Genomic DNA, 15,526 nt, shown 5'->3' on the forward strand with positions numbered 1-15,526 from the left:
GGAGGGTTCCGCCATGCTGGAAAGGATCGAGTATCGGCTGCTCGACAAGCTCTCGACGCACCTCGAACACGACAAGGATCTGGCCGAGGAACTGCGGGTCGATCCGCAGGCGGCGATCCGCAAGGCCGTGGCCCGAACCAAGAAGGAGAACCCGCCGGTTCCTCCCAACGAGGACAAGATCACCTACCGGACGGCGGTGGTGGTGGTGTTGTCGGCGGTGATCCTGATCGTCGTCGGGGTGGTCGGCTACAAGTGGTTCGCCATTCCCGGTGCCGAAGACCTGAAGGTGCCCGAGTTCCTCGTCGCCATCGGCTCGACGGCGCTGGGCGCGCTCGCCGGTCTCCTGGTGCCGGGCGGCAAGATCGAGAAGTGAGCGCCGCGGCGGCCGTCCCGTCTTGACGGCGTCACGAATAAGGCGACATTCCCGGGCGTCGCAGACCGCCCGGAGTGATCCATGTACCCGCTCGCCACGCCGCTCGCCCGTCGCTCGTCCATCGCCGTCGACGTCGGCGGGGTGAAGATCGGCGGCGGGGCGCCGATCGTCGTGCAGTCGATGACCAACACCGACACCGCCGACGTCTTCGCCACTGCCGAGCAGGTCAAGGCGCTGGCGCGGGCCGGCTCCGAACTCGTCCGCATCACCGTCGATCGCGACGAGGCGGCCGCCGCGGTGCCGAAGATCCGCGACCGGCTCGACGCCTGGGGCATCTCCGTGCCGCTGATCGGCGACTTCCACTACATCGGCCACAAGCTCCTCGCCGATCACCCGGCCTGCGCCGCGGCGCTGGCGAAATACCGCATCAACCCGGGCAACGTCGGCTTCAAGGACAAGCGCGACCGCCAGTTCGCGGCGATCGTCGAGACGGCGATCCGGTACGACAAGCCGGTGCGCATCGGCGTCAACTGGGGCTCGCTCGATCAGGAGCTGCTGACCCGGCTGATGGACGAGAACACGGCGAAAGGCGCGCCGCTGACGGCGCGCGAGGTGATGCACGAGGCGATGGTGCAGTCGGCGGTGCTCTCCGCCGAACTGGCCGAGGAGATCGGCCTTTCGCGGGACAAGATCGTCGTCTCGGCCAAGGTCAGCCAGATCCAGGATCTGGTGAAGGTGAGTTGCGAGATCGCGGCGCGCTCGCCTTATGCCCTGCATCTCGGGTTGACCGAGGCGGGGATGGGCTCGAAGGGGCTCGTCGCCTCGTCGGCCGCGCTCGGCATTCTGTTGCAGCAGGGGATCGGCGACACGATCCGCTATTCGCTCACCCCGGAGCCCGGCGGTGACCGGACGAAAGAGGTGATCGCGGCGCAGGAACTCCTCCAGACGATGGGGCTCAGGACCTTCGCGCCGATCGTCGCGGCCTGTCCCGGCTGCGGGCGGACGACCTCGACGGTGTTCCAGGAGCTCGCCCACGACATCCAGACCCACATCCGCGAGTCGATGCCTGAATGGCGCGGGAAATACCCCGGCGTCGAGGCGCTCGAGGTGGCGGTGATGGGCTGCATCGTCAACGGCCCCGGCGAATCGAAACACGCCGACATCGGCATCTCGCTCCCCGGCACCGGTGAAGCCCCCTCCGCCCCGGTCTTCGTCGACGGCAAGAAGGTCGCGACGCTGAAGGGCGCGGGGATCGCCGAGGAGTTCAAGGCGATGGTGGGGCGGTACATCGAGGAGAGGTGGGGGCGGGGGCCCGCCTCCTGAGCCGGGCTTCGCTCATTCGGCCGCCGCACCGAGGATCGGGCCGCCATTCACCGCCTGGACCAGGACGGCGGTCTTCAGCCTGTCGACCGGCGTGATCGGAAAGGCGGTCTTCGCGCCGGTCCAGCCGCCGAGGCGTACGAGATCGCGGACGACATGGCCGTGCGGAAGTTTGCGGCCGGCATTTTCGCCGCGAGCGACGGAGACCTCGAGTACGCCGGGCTGGTAGCGCACCAGCCACACGTCGGCGCCGCCGGCGGGCGCCGCACCGGCGTCTATCGAGACACGGTCACGGGAGAGGTCGACCGCCACGCTGGAGGGTTCGCCGGCAGCGGCGATGAGGGACTCGATTTCACCACGGCGCATGCCGACAGCGCTCACCCGACCGTCGACGACGATCTGCGGGGTGAACGGGCCACTCTCGCCGAGAGCCGGCTCGTACGCGTATTGGCGCGCTGTGAACTCGGGCTTGCCGAAGATGTCCTTCCAACCGAGTCGATCCCAGTACGTGACGGCGAAACTCAGGGCGAGGACGTTCTGGCGGTCCATGATGCCGATGAAATTGGCGTTGGCCGGCGGACAGGAGTTGCAGCCTTGGCTGGTGAAGAGTTCGACGACGACCGGTCGCGAACCGGCGGTCGCCGTCACTGCAGTGGCGAGCTCGACGGCAGTGAGAACGGTGACGGCGATGGTGGTTCGAATCGACATGGGACGCTCCCGTGACGCGACGGATCGGCGCTTGGCGCCTCGATTCCGTCTTCGTCGGGTCGGAAGCGATGTTACCTTCATCACGCGGGATTGATCGGCGTAGGCCTCCTCACCCCCGCTCGTCGTGGGTCGCCATCACATCCCGGATCCGCCCGATCTCCGGCGCCAGGGATGCCAAGCGCTCGGCGATGCGGTCGCGCAGAGTGACGGCGATCTCGGGGTATTCCCCGAGCATGCGGCGGAAGAGGGAGCGGCGGACGGCGAGGACGCGGGCGCGGCCGACGGCCAGCGCCGTCGCCGGGCGTTTCGTCTCGACGATCAGCGCCAATTCGCCGATCAGCGCGCCGGGGCCGAGGCGGTCGAGGATCTTGGGCGGGGTCTTCGTCTCGTCGACGAGATCGATGCGACCCTCGACCAGGACGAAGCCGCCTTCCGCCGAATCGCCGGCGGAGAACAGGAAGCGGCCGTCCTCGATCTCCCGGCTGTCGGCGGAAAAGGCGATGAGCTTCAACGGCTCCGCCGGAATCCCGTCGAAGAAGGGAACGCTCTTCAAGAGTTCGATGTCGCGTTCGAGAGTCATTCGACGGGCGTTCGCGGGTTGCGGCTTCGCTAGAGGGCTTCAGGCCTGCCGGCTCGGTGGGGCGGAGGGATCAGGGAACCAGTTTGTAGCCGCCCGCCTCGGTGACGAGAAGCTCGGCGTTCGACGGATCGCGCTCGATCTTCTGGCGCAGGCGATAGATGTGGGTCTCGAGCGTGTGGGTGGTGACGCCCGAATTGTAACCCCAGACCTCGTGGAGGAGCACCTCGCGCGTCACCGGCTTCTCGCCGGCGCGGTAGAGATACTTCAGGATCGCGGTCTCCTTCTCGGTCAGCCGCACCTTGGAGCCGCGCTCGTCGACCATCAGCTTGGTCGAGGGGCGGAAGGTGTAGCGGCCGATGGTGAAGACGGCGTCCTCGGTCTGCTCGTGCTGGCGCAGGTGGGCGCGGATGCGGGCGAGCAGCACGGCGAATTTGAACGGCTTGGTGACGTAGTCGTTGGCGCCGGCTTCCAGCCCGAGGATGGTGTCGGACTCGGTGTCGTGGCCGGTCAGCATGATGATCGGCGCCTTGAAGCCGCCTTTGCGCAACAGCTTCACCGCCTCGCGGCCGTCCATCTCGGGCAGGCCGACGTCCATGATCAGGAGGTCGATCGGGTCGGCGCGGGCGATGGCGATCGCCTTGGTGGCGCCGTCGGTCGCCTGGGTCTCGAATTCTTCGTAGAGCGACAACTGCTCGACCAGCGCCTCGCGCAGATCGTCGTCGTCGTCGCAGATGAGAATCTTGCGGGCCGCCATGGGCATCCTCTCGTCGTCGCCCCCCGGGGTCGCGTCGACGCCGTCCGCGCCGGCCGAAGCCGCCGTCGGATACGCATCGTGCGGCCGCGAATCCCCCGATCCGCGCCCGCTCGCGACGACGCGCAAGAGACCACCCTTCGCGTCTCCACGCAAGGCGAGGGTCGGAAGGGCTCTCGCGGGTTTGACCGGACCGGCGGGGCGGGCGATGGTGCGCGGCTCGTTCTCCTCGATCGCCCGGTCCATGTCGAACCGTTCCCGACTCTTCCCCGCCCTCGCTCTCCTCGCCCTGCTTCTGCCCTTCGCGTCCGCCCGCGCCCCCGCCGGGGAGCGGCCGGCCGCCGATCCCGCGGTCGAGGCGCGCGTCGCCGATCTCCTGTCGCGGATGAGCCTCGAGGAGAAGGTCGGGCAGATGTTCCTCGGCGGCTGGTCGCCGCAGTTCGACGACAAGGAGATCGTCGACGGGGCGATCGGCATCCTCTCCAACACCGACGAGGTGGCGAACGTCATCGCTGCCGATCGGCGGGCGCGGAGCGTGCGCCACGGCATTCCGCTCATCTTCTCGCGCGACATCATCCACGGCTATCGCACCCTCTTTCCGATGCCGCTCGGCATCGCCGCGACCTTCGACGAGGCGGCGATGGAGACCGCGGCGCTGCACACGGCGAAGGAGGGCTCGGCCCAGGGGCTCGATCTCAATCTCGGGCCGATGCTCGATCTGTCGCGCGACGCCCGCTGGGGGCGGGTGGTCGAGGGGCCGGGAGAGGATCCGTTCCTCGCCCGCCGCTTCGCCGCCGCCGCGGTCAGGGGACTGAAGGCCGGCGGCATGGCGGCGACGCTGAAGCACTTCGTCGGTTACGGCGCGGCCGAATCGGGACGCGACTACAATGCCGTCGATCTTTCCGAATCGCGCCTGCGCGATCTCTACCTGCCGCCGTTCAAGGCCGGTATCGACGCCGGGGCGCAGGTGGTGATGGCCGCCTTCAACACGCTGAACGGCGTGCCGGGCACCGCCAATCCGCACACGCTCACGGAGATCCTGCGCGGGGAATGGGGCTTCGACGGCATCGTCATGTCCGATTGGGACGCGGTGCGCGAGCTCGTCGCCCACGGGGTGGCGGCGGACGAGCGCAAGGCGGTCGAGAAGGCGGTGATGGCCGGCGTCGACGTCGACATGGCGAGCGGGCTCTACCGCGATCATCTGGTCGAGCTGGTGAAAACCGGTCGGGTGCCGATGGCGCGGATCGACGAGGCGGTGTCGCGGGTGCTGCGGGTCAAGTTTCGCCTCGGGCTGTTCGAGCCGGCGGAGAAGCGGCGTTCGCTCGATCCGACGACGGCCGCCGCGGCGCTCGCCCGGCCCGAGACGCGGGAGGCGGCGCGCGACGTGGCGCGGCGCTCCGTGGTGCTGCTGAAGAACGACGGGAACCTCCTGCCGCTGGTCGCACCGCCGAAGCGGATCGCGGTGATCGGCGCCATGGCGGCCGACGCCGGCGACCACATGGGCGCCTGGGGGGCCTTGGGCCGGCGGGAAGAAGTGCCGCTGTTCCTCGACGAGATGCGGACGCGGCTCGCGGCGAAGGGCGTGACGGTCGACTACGAGGCGGCCTGCGACGATGCCTGTCGCTCGACCGAGGGCTTCGCCGCGGCGGTGAAGACGGCGGCGACGGCCGATCTCGTCGTCGCGGTGCTCGGCGAACCGTGGTGGATGACGGCGGAATCGACCTCGCGCACCCGCCTCGGCCTGCCCAATCACCAACAGGCGCTGCTCGACCTGATGGCGGCGACCGGCAAGCCGGTCCTCCTCGTCGTCTTCGCCGGGCGGCCGATGGTGCTGCGCGACGTGGTGCCGAAGACGCGGGCGATCCTCTGGGCCTATTCGCCGGGGACGATGGGCGGAGCGGCGCTCACCGATCTGATCCTCGGCGAGGCGAATCCGTCTGGCCGGCTGCCGATGTCGATGCCGCGGGCGGTCGGGCAGGTACCGATTTCCTACGACCGGCTGCCGACCGGGCGGCCGTGGAAGCCGGGCGACGAACTCGCCACCCGCTACGTCGACGAGGAGATCACACCGCTCTTTCCCTTCGGCTTCGGCCTCTCCTACACGAGCTTCACGATCTCGCCGCCGAAGCTGGCGCAGGGGACCGTCCGTCTCGGCGACACCGTCTCGGCGACGGTCACGGTGACCAACACCGGGACGCGGGCCGGCCGGGAGAGCGTCCAGCTCTACGTCCACGACCTCCTCGCCTCGCGGTCGCGGCCGCGGCGCGAGTTGAAGGCCTTCGCCATGGTGGATCTGAAGCCGGGCGAGAGCCGCGAGGTGCGGCTCGAGGCGCCGGTGGCGGACCTCGGCTTCCATGACGATCACGGGCGCTACCGGGTCGAGCCGGGGCGCTTCGAGGTCTTCGTCGGGGCGGATTCCGACACCGAGAACCGGGCGGTGGTCACGGTGGTGGAGTGAAGGCTCCCGGGCTTCGGGACGGTGCGCGATGCTTCGAGACGACGTCCTGCGGACGCCTCTTCAGCATGAGGCATTCAAGAAAAATTCTTTGAAAACAAACGCCTCATGGTGAGGAGAGCGGCAGGGCCGCTCGTCTCGAACCATCGCGCACTCCGCTACCTCCGCAACGGAGGCGGCCGGGACCGGTACCGGCGCAACGCCTCACCCCTCGCCGACGTCCACCCCGAGGAGGCTCAGCGCCGTCGCCGCCATGATCTTCGCCGAGGCGACCATGTCGTCGACCGACACCCATTCGTCGGGCTGGTGGGCGAGGTCGAGTTCGCCGGGGCCGTAGGCGACGCAGGCGACGTGGGGGGCGAAGCGGGCGATGTGCTTCTGGTCGTAGGTGCCGGGCGAGGCGATGTGGGTCGCCGGGCGATCGAGCACCCGGTGGATCCAGTGGTCGAGGGTGGTGACCAGCGGCGCGTCCGCTTCGGTCATGGTCGGTTCGAAGCCCATCAGATCGAGAACCCGGTAGTCGAGACCGGCGGTGCGGGCCTTCATACGGTCGAGGAGTTCGATCACTTCCGAACGTACCGCCTCGCGGTCCTCTTCGACCAGCCAGCGGCGATCGAGGACGAGGCGGCACGAGTCGGCGACCACCGGGGCGGGCAGGCCCTCGTCGATCGCTTCGGCGAGGCCGCCGTGGATCGAATTGAGATTGAGGGTGGCGTGACGGGCGCCGTCGGGGACGCAGGGCATGCGGGTGCGCCGGCTCGCCAGCTTCGGCATCAGCTCGGTCTCGACGAGCGCCAGGAAGTCGGCCATGCCGCGAATGGCGTTGACACCGAGGAAAGGCATCGAGCCGTGGCCGATGCGGCCGGTCACCTCGACCTCCGCCCACCACACGCCGCGATGGCCGAGGCAGACGCGGTCGACGTCGAGCGGTTCGGGGATGATGACGTGATCGACCCGGCCGGGGGCGAACCAGCCGTGGCGGGCGAGATGGGCGACGCCGCCGAAGCCGCCGGATTCCTCGTCGACGGTGCCGGAGATCTCCAGCGCACCGGGAAATTCGATGCCGGCGTCGAGGATCGCCTCGACGGCGACGATCGCCGCGGCGAGGCCGCCTTTCATGTCGGCGGTGCCGCGACCGTAGACGCGGCCGTCGCGGACCACGCCGGCGAAGGGGTCGACGCTCCAGCCGTGACCGGCCTCGACCACGTCGATGTGGCCGTTGAAGTGGACGCAGGGGCCCGGCCGGGCGCCGTCGCGGCGGGCGACGACGTTGACGCGCGGGTGGGCGTCGCTGTCGCCGGGCGTGCCGTGGGCGCGGACGTAGTCGACCGTGAAGCCGCGGGCGGCGAGGCGGTCGCCGATGAAGCGGGCGCAAGGCTCGTAGGCCTCGCCGGGCGGATTGACGGTCGGGAAGCGGACGAGATCGCAGGTCAGCGCGGTGAGCTCGCCGCGTCGCGCCTCGATGGTGTCGAACAGCCGTTTCAGAAGCATCCGGCCGTCTCCTCTCGCCGCGATCCACGACTATAGGGCGTCGGTTCGCCGCCGCAACGAGGGGCGCGGCGGAGCGTCGGATGGCGAAGGGGCCTTCCATCTGCGATAGTCGGGGTGAAAATCGCCTCGACAGCCGCCGGGAGACCCGCAACAGGCATGCCGAACCTCTTCAGACGCCTCGTCTCCGACCTGATCGCCCGGCGGCCGGAGGCGGCCTTCGATCTCGACGATCCGCGCCTGGCGGTGGCGGCGTTGATGTTCCACGTCATCTCGGTCGACGGCCGGGTGACGCCGAACGAGAAGAGCCGTTGGGAAGAGGAGCTGGCGCGCCGGTTCGATCTGTCGATCGACGAGGCACGGATGCTCGCGGAGGCCGGGCGGACGGCCGAACTCGAGACCGCCGATCCGGCGAGTTTCACCGCACGGCTCCAGCGCAACCTCACGCACGAGGAACGCCTGGATCTGGTCCGCGGCCTGTGGATCCTGGTGCTCGCCGACGGCGTCATCCAGGAGTTCGAGGACAATGTGGTGTGGCGTATCGCCGGTCTTCTCGGCGTCGAGGCGCGTGATCGCATGATCCTGCGAAAGGAGGTCGAGGCCGAACACGAGGCCGCGGCGCTCCGGGCGGCGGAAGACGGCCGTTGATTTTCACTGCGCGCCGTGCCGAGATCGGCGTTCGCCCCGAAACCTGAGATCACCGACGTTCCGAGCCGACCTCTTGACCGATCCCCTCGAAGACCGCGATCCGACCTCGCCGGCGCCGATCCTGGTGGTGCTGCATCAGGACACCTCCACCCCCGGGCGGGTGGGGACGGCGTTGACCCGTCGGGGCCATCGTCTCGACATCCGCCGGCCGCGCTACGGCGATCCGTTGCCCGAGACCCTCGCCCATCATGCCGGTGCGGCGATCTTCGGCGGGCCGATGAGCGCCAACGACGACGACGCCTGGCTGCATCGCGAGATCGACTGGATCGGCGTGGCGCTCACCGAAGAGAAGCCGTTTCTCGGCATCTGCCTCGGCGCGCAGATGATGGTGCGTCACCTCGGCGGCCGTGTGACGGCCCATGCCGCCGGTGAGGTCGAGGTCGGTTGGTACGACATCGAGCCGACTCGCGCCGGGCGCGACCTGATGGGATGGCCGTCGAAGGTCTATCAATGGCACCGCGAGGGCTTCGAAGTTCCGGCCGGGGCCGAGCTGCTCGCCACCGGCCACCGCTTTCCCAATCAGGCGATCCGGGTCGGGCGGCGCGCCTACGGGCTGCAGTTCCATCCCGAACTGACGCTGGCGATGATGCATCGGTGGACGGTGCGCGGCGCCGGCCGTCTCGACAGCCCCGGCGCCCAGCCGCGCCAGCGCCACTTCGAGGGCCAGTGTCTGTGGGGCGACCGCAACCGGTTGTGGTTGGAGCGTTTTCTCGACCACTGGCTCGGAGACGGCGCCAGGATGCCCTGAGCGCTCGCGGGCGCGACCACGCCCGGAAAACGCGAAACCCGCTGCCGGGGGGAGGCAACGGGTCTCGGGTATCGGGGGGTACCAGGGATATCGCTCGTTCGGGGCGGGATACGCCGTCGGGGGGGCTCGGCGTTTCCGTCGCTCGGAGGGTCCGGCCCCGGCGAAGTCCGGGGGCTTGGGGGGCTCGGGTATCCGGGGTCTCCACCGGGGACCGAACCGTCCTTTGCGATGAGGTGAAGATCACCCCTCAACATGGCTCGGCCTTGACCGGATCGTGGCGAAAGCTCGGCCACGATCACGTTTTTCTGAAGAGTGTTGCCGAGGAGCGTCACAGCCGGCGTCACAGCGGCGTCACGGAAATGCTCCGGAACCAGTTCGGCCGGCGGGACCGGACAGCGCGTGCGATTGACCCGATTCGACAACGAGTTATCGTTCTGGAGAGCTGGCTCGCCGGATCTTCGGCGGGCACTTTCGGGGTGCGGGCGTCGGTGGTCGGCGTCGCGGCGAAAGGTCGCTCCGGGGAGGTCGAAGGCGACCGGTGAGTGGACACGACAGACTTCGCGCCTTTCCGGATCGCCGGTTTCGAAATCCCGCCGGGATGATTTCGAGAGCGCTCGATGTCGCGGATGTGGCGGAGCCCGTCGGCGCGGTGGTGGCGCGGTTCGAGTTGCGGTCGGGCGACGGGATCGGTGCGGCGAACGTGGCCGGGGTCGGGGTCCCGGGTGCGACGGTCGGTCGGGTGCCGCCGGCGGCACCCGTCGTCCATCGATTGCCGCAGGCCGGTGATGCGGGCTCGGCCGATCGGCCGGCGAAGCCGGCACGGCCCTCCGCCGGCGCGGACGCGGAGGCTCCGGCGGACCACCCGGTGATCGTGATCGCCGGCGGCGTACCCGCGGGCCGCTCCGAGGCGGATCTCTTACGACAGCTCGTTTCCGTCGCCGAGACGCGGCTCGCCGAACTCGCCGACCGCTCGTCCGGCGCGGCGGAGCGACCGGCGCTCAGCCCGCGCGAACGCGAGTGTCTGCAGTGGACGGCGGCCGGCAAGACCACCTGGGAGATCGCCGGGATTCTCGCGATCTCGACCAACACCGTCGACGGCTACATCGCCGCGGCGACGCGCAAGCTCGGTGCGGTCAATCGCACCCAGGCGGCCGTCGTGGCGCTTCGGCGCGCCCTCATCGACTGACTTCCGGCGCTCGGCCGAGGCAGTTCGATGCCGGATCCGAATCGCGCTTTCCGATCCTCCGTGGCCGGACCGCGGCGGTGGCTCACGAACCGGCGGTCGGCTGCGTCAACGTCATGTCGACCGAGGGCGGCGCCGATTTCCGCTTGCGGGTGAAGATCATCAGCATCGACGGGGTGACGACCAGCGTCAGCACGGTGGCGAAGGCCAGGCCGAAGACGATGGCGCTCGACAGGTGGATCCACCACTGGGTCGAGGGTGCGCCGATCGTCGTCTCGTGATGGATGAGGTCGGGGTTGATACCGAAGGCGATCGGCAGGACGCCGAGGATGGCGGTCACCGCGGTGAGCACCACCGGGCGGGCGCGTTCGCGACAGGTCTCGAGCGCTGCCGCCCGCTTCTCCCAACCCTCGGCGATCAGCCGGTCGAAGGTGTCGATCAGCACGATGTTGTTGTTCACCACCACGCCGGCGAGCGCGATGATGCCGATGCCGCTCATCACCACCGAGAACGACAACTCGCTCGCCATCAGGCCGAGGAAGACGCCGATGGTGGAGAAGATCACCGCCGAGAGCACGAGGCCGACCGAGGTGAACTTGCCGAACTGGGCGAGGAGGACGGCGAAGATCAGGAAGAGGGCGGTGCCGAAGGCTTTCGACAGGAAGGCGGAGGCCTTGCGGCGCTCCTCGTCCTCGCCCTTGAGCTTCCAACGCACGCCGGTGCCGAGGTCGGCCTTCTCGACGTCGGCGATCACCTTGGCCTGCACGTCGGCCGCCTGGATGCCCTCGCGCAGGTTGGCCGAGACGGTCAGCACGCGTTCGCCGTCGACGCGATCGAGGCGGCCGATGCGCTGGGCGGGTTTGCGCTCCATGACGTTGCCGATCGGCACCGAGCCCATCGGCGAGGCGATCCGCAACTCGTCGAGGGTGGCCAGGGTCCGCCGCTCCGGCGGATAGCGCAGCACGATGTCGACGGAATCGGTGGTGTCCGAGGGGCGATATTCGGTGAGCTTGAGGCCATTGGTGACGAGCTGCACGGCGGCGCCGACGGTGCCGACGGAGACGCCGTATTTCGCCGCTTCCGAGCGCTTGACCTCGAGCCGCCAATCGATGCCCGGCACCGGCTTGGCGTCGTCGATGTCGACGATCTCGGGGTGGCCGGCGAGGAGGGCGGCGACCTTCTCGGCGGCGGCCGGCAGCTTCGCCGGGTCGGTGGCGGAGAGCTGTACCTGGATCGGCTTGCCGGTCGGCGGTCCCGCCTGGGGCTTGCGCGGCTCGACCTCGAGGCCGGGCATGCCGTCGGTGCGGGTGCGGATCTCGGCCAGGACCTCGCGCGCCGGGCGGCGCTCGCGCCAGTCGACCAGCTCGAACTGGATGACGCCGACGACGTCCTCGGCGACTTCGCCCGAGCCGCCCTTCTGCTCGCCGACGCGAGTGTAGACGGTCTTCAATTCGGGCATGGCGAGGAGCCGATCCTCGACCGCCTTCACCGCCAGGTTCTTCTCGTGGAGCGAGAGGTTGCCACGGGCGTGGACGTGGACGAGGCCGTAGTCGGGTTCGACCTCGGGGAAGAACTCGACGCCCTTGCCGACGCGGCCGTAGACCTGCGGCACCGCGATCAGCAGCACGACGGCGATGGCGAGCACCGTCTTGGGGTGATCGACCGCCCGGGTAACGAGCGCCATGTAGGCGCCGTCGACCTTCTTCACCTCGTGTTTCGGCGGCCGGCCGAAGAGCGAGCCCAGCGTCGGGGTGAAGATCAGCGAGAAGATCAGCGACGCCGACAGCGTCGCGATCAGGGTGATCGGCATGTACTTCATGAACTCGCCGACGACGCCGGGCCAGAAGAGGAGCGGCGAAAAGGCGGCGACGCGGGTGGCGGTGGCGGCGAAGACCGGGCCGGCCATGCGTTTGGCGGCCAGCGCATAGGCCTCCTTCGGCGGCATGCCCTCTTCCATCCGTCGTTCGGCGAATTCGGCGACGATGATGGCGTCGTCGACCAGCATGCCGACCGCCAGGATCAGCGAGAACAGCACGACGATGTTGACCGTCAGCCCGGCCAGCGACAGCCACATGATGCCCATCAGGAAGGACGTCGGAATGGCGAGACCGATCATCGTCGAGGCGCGGAAGCCGAGCGCCCACAGGATGACGACGAAGACCAGGATCACCGCCACCAGCACCGAGTTCTGCAATTCGGCGAGCAGGCGACGGATGTCGGTCGACTTGTCCTGGCTGAAGCCGACGTGGACACCGGCCGGTAGCCGCTCGGCGAACTTGCCGGCCACCCATTTCACCGCGTCGACGGTCTCGATCAGGTTCGAACCGGTGCGCTTGACCACCTCGATGGCGATCGCCGGACGGCCGTCGATGCGGGTGATCGAGGTGGCGTCCTTGAAGGTGCGACGCACGCTCGCCACCTCGAGGGCGCGGATCACCGCGTTGGACCCGGCGACGATCGGCAGATCGGCGATGTCGGCGAGGCCCTCGATGAGCGACGGCACCTTGACGGCGTAACGGCCCTGCGAGCCCTCGAGCGTGCCGGCGGCGACGAGCTGGTTGGAGCCGGCCGCGACCGCCAGGAGCTGGTCGAGGGAGACGCCGTAGCTGTCGAGCAGCATCGGGTCGACATTGATCTCGACGAGATCGTCGCGGGCGCCCTGGAGGTCGGCGGAGAGTACGCCGGGCACCTGCTCGATCAGTTGGCGCAGCTCGCGGGCGAGCGCCGTCAGCGTGCGCTCCGGCGCCTCGCCGGAGAGCGTGACGACCAGGACCGGGAAGAGCGAGAGATTGACCTCGTGCACCGAGGGTTCGTCGGCCGAGGTCGGCAGATCACGCTTGGCGTCGTCGACTTTGGCGCGCACGTCGGCGATCGCCTTCGACGAATCGAAGCCGGCATTGAACTCGAGCAGCACGAAGCCACCGCCCTCGAAGGCCTGGGAGCGCATCTCCTTGACGTTGGTGACCGACTTCAGCCGCGTCTCGATCGGCCGAAGCAACAGGCGCTCGGAATCCTCCGGCGAGATGCCGCGCAGGCTGAGCTGGACGTAGACGATCGGGATGCGGACGTCCGGTTCCGCCTCCTTGGGGATGGCGAGATAGGAGAAGGCCCCGGCGACCAGGGTGAAGACCAGACAGACGATGGTCAGCCGCCAGTTGCGGATGGCGATGTCGACCGGGTTCATTCGAGGTTCTCCGCGGTCACCGTCTCGCCCGCCTTGACGAACTCCTGACCGGCGACGATCACGCGGGCGCCGTCCGGCACACCGCCGAGCCACAGGCCCCGGGGTGTGTCGTCGAGGAGTTCGACGGGGGCGAAGACCACTTTGGAGGCGGCGTCGACGAAGCGGACGCCGATGGTGCCGTCGTCGGCGAGGCTCAGCACCGAGCGCGGCAGGCGGACCGCCGCCATCGGTTCGGAGGGCAGCGAGATCTCGGCGGTGAGGCCGGCGGCGATGTGGTTCTCCGGGTTCGCCGCCTCCACCTCGATGCGATAGGTGCGGGTGCGCTCGGCGGCGGAACGCGACACGTAGGAGACCTTGGCGGGGACGGTCTCACCGGAAACGAGGCGGATCTCGGCCGGCCGACCGACGGCGACGCGGACGACGGCGCGCTCGGAGACCTCGCCGGCGACGACGATCGGATCGAGCGACAGCACGGTCGCCACCAGGCGGCCGTCGCCGAGCGCCTGACCGCGTTCGACCGGAATCTGGTCGACGATGCCGGCGATCGGGGTCACCAGCGTCTTCTTGTCGACTTCGACGCGGGCGATCTCCAGCGCCGCCGCCGCGGCGTCGACGGCGACGCGCGAGGCGGAGAGGTTGAGGCGCGGATTGGCGCCGGTCTCGGTCAGGCGGGCGGCGGCGTCGTATTCGGCCCGGCGCTGGGCGTATTGGGCTTCGGCCTGTTTGAGCGCCGCGCCGCGGCCCTCGTCGGCGAGGCGGGCGACGACGGTGCCGGCGGGCACGGTCGAGCCCTTGGCGACCGGCAGTTCGTCGACGATGCCGGGTCCGCGCGTGCTCACCGCCACCGTCTTGTTGGCTTCGGTGCGGCCGGAGACGATGAGGCTGCGGCGATAGGGCTCGGCGGCGACCTTCACGACGCCGACCTTCTTCACCACGGTGGGTGCGGTTTCTGCGGCGCGGGCCGGGGTGGGCCGCGAGCCGGAGGAACCGAACTCGCCGAGCCCGACCCACACGCCGACGGCGCCGAGTACGACCACGGCGGCGATCTGATCGAGTTTCGGCCAATTCATGACGGCAGAGACCTTTCGAGCGCAGAGCGGTGCCAATCGACCGCCTGCGGAGAGAAGCAACAGAAGACGACGTGCGAGGGCGGTGCGCGCAACGTCTCGGCGAGGACGGTGGTCACCGCGATTTCCGCGGCTTCCTCGCCGGGAAAGCCGTAGATGCCGGTGGAGATCGACGGAAAGGCGATCGTCTCCAGATGATGTTCGCGGGCGAGGCGCAGCGACGCGCGGTAGCAACTCGCCAGCAGGTCGGCTTCGCCGTGGCCGCCGCCGCGCCACACCGGACCGACGGTGTGGATCACGTGACGGGCGGCGAGCGCATGACCGCCGGTGATCCGCGCCTCGCCGGTCGGACAACCGCCGAGAGGGATGCACTCGGCGAGTAGGCCCGGGCCGGCGACCCGGTGGATGCGCCGTCGACACCGCCGCCGCCGCGCAGAGCGGCGTTCGCCGCGTTCACCACCACGTCGACGTCGAGCGTCGTGATGTCGGTGACGATCACGTCGTAGCGCACCGCGGCGCGGGAGACGGTATGGATCATGGCGTGTGATCCGTCCTGTCGAACACTCGTACGGCGACCCTGACTTAGGTGAGGTATGACGGCGGGTCGAGGTGTTTTCATGTCCACGGTGGCGTTTCGTCGCGGCGAGACGAAATCGTGCAACACTTCAGAAATTCCGCATGTCCCCAACGGCTCGCCGCTCGCTCCCGTGATCTCGGTGACCCTGTCGGCGAATTCGTCCGTAGGATGCCGTCCAGAACGTGTCGACCATGTGTATTCGCCGTCATATCGGAGAAATCCGCCTCGTCACGAGGTCGTTCGATTTCGCGTGAAGGGGTGATGTGGGGCCGATTACGTCGACGGTACGACATTTCTGCGACGAATGAGCCTCGAGCGACGAAAACGAGACGGCAGTACGTGGCGTTACGCAGGTAGCGATTTTGATTCACGTCAAAGGCAGCG

At 69.1% G+C, this 15,526-nt stretch carries 13 protein-coding genes and 1 pseudogene; 7 read left to right on the top strand and 7 right to left on the bottom strand.

Annotation, left to right across the window (positions count from 1 at the left end; genetic code table 11):
• The first annotated feature begins 13 nt into the window (after positions 1-13).
• Together V7Q42_RS07315 and ispG are read left to right on the top strand one after the other, a co-directional pair.
• Entirely contained in the window at positions 14-373 is a 360-nt protein-coding gene (locus V7Q42_RS07315) for a hypothetical protein (RefSeq protein WP_333823264.1), read from the top strand.
• An 81-nt stretch (positions 374-454) separates the two neighbouring features.
• Positions 455-1,696 carry a flavodoxin-dependent (E)-4-hydroxy-3-methylbut-2-enyl-diphosphate synthase gene (gene ispG, locus V7Q42_RS07320; protein ID WP_333823265.1) on the top strand — a complete coding sequence of 414 codons (1,242 nt, stop codon included), beginning with the start codon at positions 455-457 and terminating at the stop codon, positions 1,694-1,696.
• 12 nt (positions 1,697-1,708) lie between these two features.
• Here ispG and V7Q42_RS07325 read toward each other — a convergent pair whose 3' ends face one another.
• The 3 genes from V7Q42_RS07325 to V7Q42_RS07335 all read right to left on the bottom strand — a co-directional run bounded on the left by V7Q42_RS07325 (position 1,709) and on the right by V7Q42_RS07335 (position 3,735).
• Positions 1,709-2,401, bottom strand: a complete 693-nt coding sequence (locus V7Q42_RS07325; RefSeq protein WP_333823266.1) for a DUF1223 domain-containing protein — start codon at positions 2,399-2,401, stop codon at positions 1,709-1,711.
• A gap of 109 nt (positions 2,402-2,510) precedes the next feature.
• Positions 2,511-2,981 (bottom strand): cyclic nucleotide-binding domain-containing protein, encoded by a 471-nt coding sequence (locus tag V7Q42_RS07330; protein ID WP_333823267.1) that lies wholly within the window; start codon positions 2,979-2,981, stop codon positions 2,511-2,513.
• Positions 2,982-3,051: 70 nt separating this feature from the next.
• Positions 3,052-3,735 carry a response regulator transcription factor gene (locus tag V7Q42_RS07335; RefSeq protein ID WP_333823268.1) on the bottom strand — a complete coding sequence of 228 codons (684 nt, stop codon included), beginning with the start codon at positions 3,733-3,735 and terminating at the stop codon, positions 3,052-3,054.
• 241 nt (positions 3,736-3,976) lie between these two features.
• Here V7Q42_RS07335 and V7Q42_RS07340 point away from each other — a divergent pair, with 241 nt between their 5' ends.
• Positions 3,977-6,190: a glycoside hydrolase family 3 N-terminal domain-containing protein gene (locus V7Q42_RS07340; protein ID WP_333823269.1), complete on the top strand. Its 2,214-nt coding sequence runs from the start codon at positions 3,977-3,979 to the stop codon at positions 6,188-6,190.
• 201 nt (positions 6,191-6,391) lie between these two features.
• Here V7Q42_RS07340 and V7Q42_RS07345 read toward each other — a convergent pair whose 3' ends face one another.
• The gene (locus V7Q42_RS07345; protein ID WP_333823270.1) at positions 6,392-7,678 is read right to left on the bottom strand and encodes an acetylornithine deacetylase/succinyl-diaminopimelate desuccinylase family protein; all 1,287 of its coding nucleotides are present in this window, start codon (positions 7,676-7,678) and stop codon (positions 6,392-6,394) included.
• A gap of 156 nt (positions 7,679-7,834) precedes the next feature.
• On the opposite strand from V7Q42_RS07345, the gene V7Q42_RS07350 reads away from it, so the two are divergent.
• The 4 genes from V7Q42_RS07350 to V7Q42_RS07365 all read left to right on the top strand — a co-directional run bounded on the left by V7Q42_RS07350 (position 7,835) and on the right by V7Q42_RS07365 (position 10,317).
• Positions 7,835-8,323: a tellurite resistance TerB family protein gene (locus tag V7Q42_RS07350; RefSeq protein ID WP_333823271.1), complete on the top strand. Its 489-nt coding sequence runs from the start codon at positions 7,835-7,837 to the stop codon at positions 8,321-8,323.
• 73 nt (positions 8,324-8,396) lie between these two features.
• Positions 8,397-9,131, top strand: coding sequence for a glutamine amidotransferase (locus tag V7Q42_RS07355; RefSeq protein ID WP_333823272.1), 735 nt, complete (start codon positions 8,397-8,399; stop codon positions 9,129-9,131).
• Between the two features lie 233 nt (positions 9,132-9,364).
• Positions 9,365-9,673, top strand: a complete 309-nt coding sequence (locus tag V7Q42_RS07360; RefSeq protein ID WP_333823273.1) for a hypothetical protein — start codon at positions 9,365-9,367, stop codon at positions 9,671-9,673.
• 86 nt (positions 9,674-9,759) lie between these two features.
• Complete coding sequence (locus V7Q42_RS07365; RefSeq protein WP_333823274.1) at positions 9,760-10,317, top strand: helix-turn-helix domain-containing protein; 558 nt, start codon at positions 9,760-9,762, stop codon at positions 10,315-10,317.
• 82 nt (positions 10,318-10,399) lie between these two features.
• Here the strand turns inward: V7Q42_RS07365 and V7Q42_RS07370 are convergent, their stop codons facing one another.
• The 3 genes and pseudogenes from V7Q42_RS07370 to V7Q42_RS07380 all read right to left on the bottom strand — a co-directional run bounded on the left by V7Q42_RS07370 (position 10,400) and on the right by V7Q42_RS07380 (position 15,103).
• A complete protein-coding gene (locus tag V7Q42_RS07370) occupies positions 10,400-13,498 on the bottom strand; it encodes an efflux RND transporter permease subunit (protein ID WP_333823275.1) in 3,099 nt (1,032 codons plus the stop codon).
• Positions 13,495-14,568, bottom strand: a complete 1,074-nt coding sequence (locus V7Q42_RS07375) for an efflux RND transporter periplasmic adaptor subunit (RefSeq protein ID WP_333823276.1) — start codon at positions 14,566-14,568, stop codon at positions 13,495-13,497. The genes V7Q42_RS07370 and V7Q42_RS07375 overlap by 4 nt, the downstream gene beginning before the upstream one ends.
• Positions 14,565-15,103, bottom strand: a pseudogene (locus V7Q42_RS07380) (O-acetyl-ADP-ribose deacetylase). The gene V7Q42_RS07375 and the pseudogene V7Q42_RS07380 overlap by 4 nt, the downstream one beginning before the upstream one ends.
• Between the last annotated feature and the right edge of the window lie 423 nt (positions 15,104-15,526).

The sequence above is a fragment of the Pinisolibacter sp. genome (assembly GCF_036782435.1).
In the GTDB taxonomy this organism is placed as follows: domain Bacteria; phylum Pseudomonadota; class Alphaproteobacteria; order Rhizobiales; family Ancalomicrobiaceae; genus CALBKH01.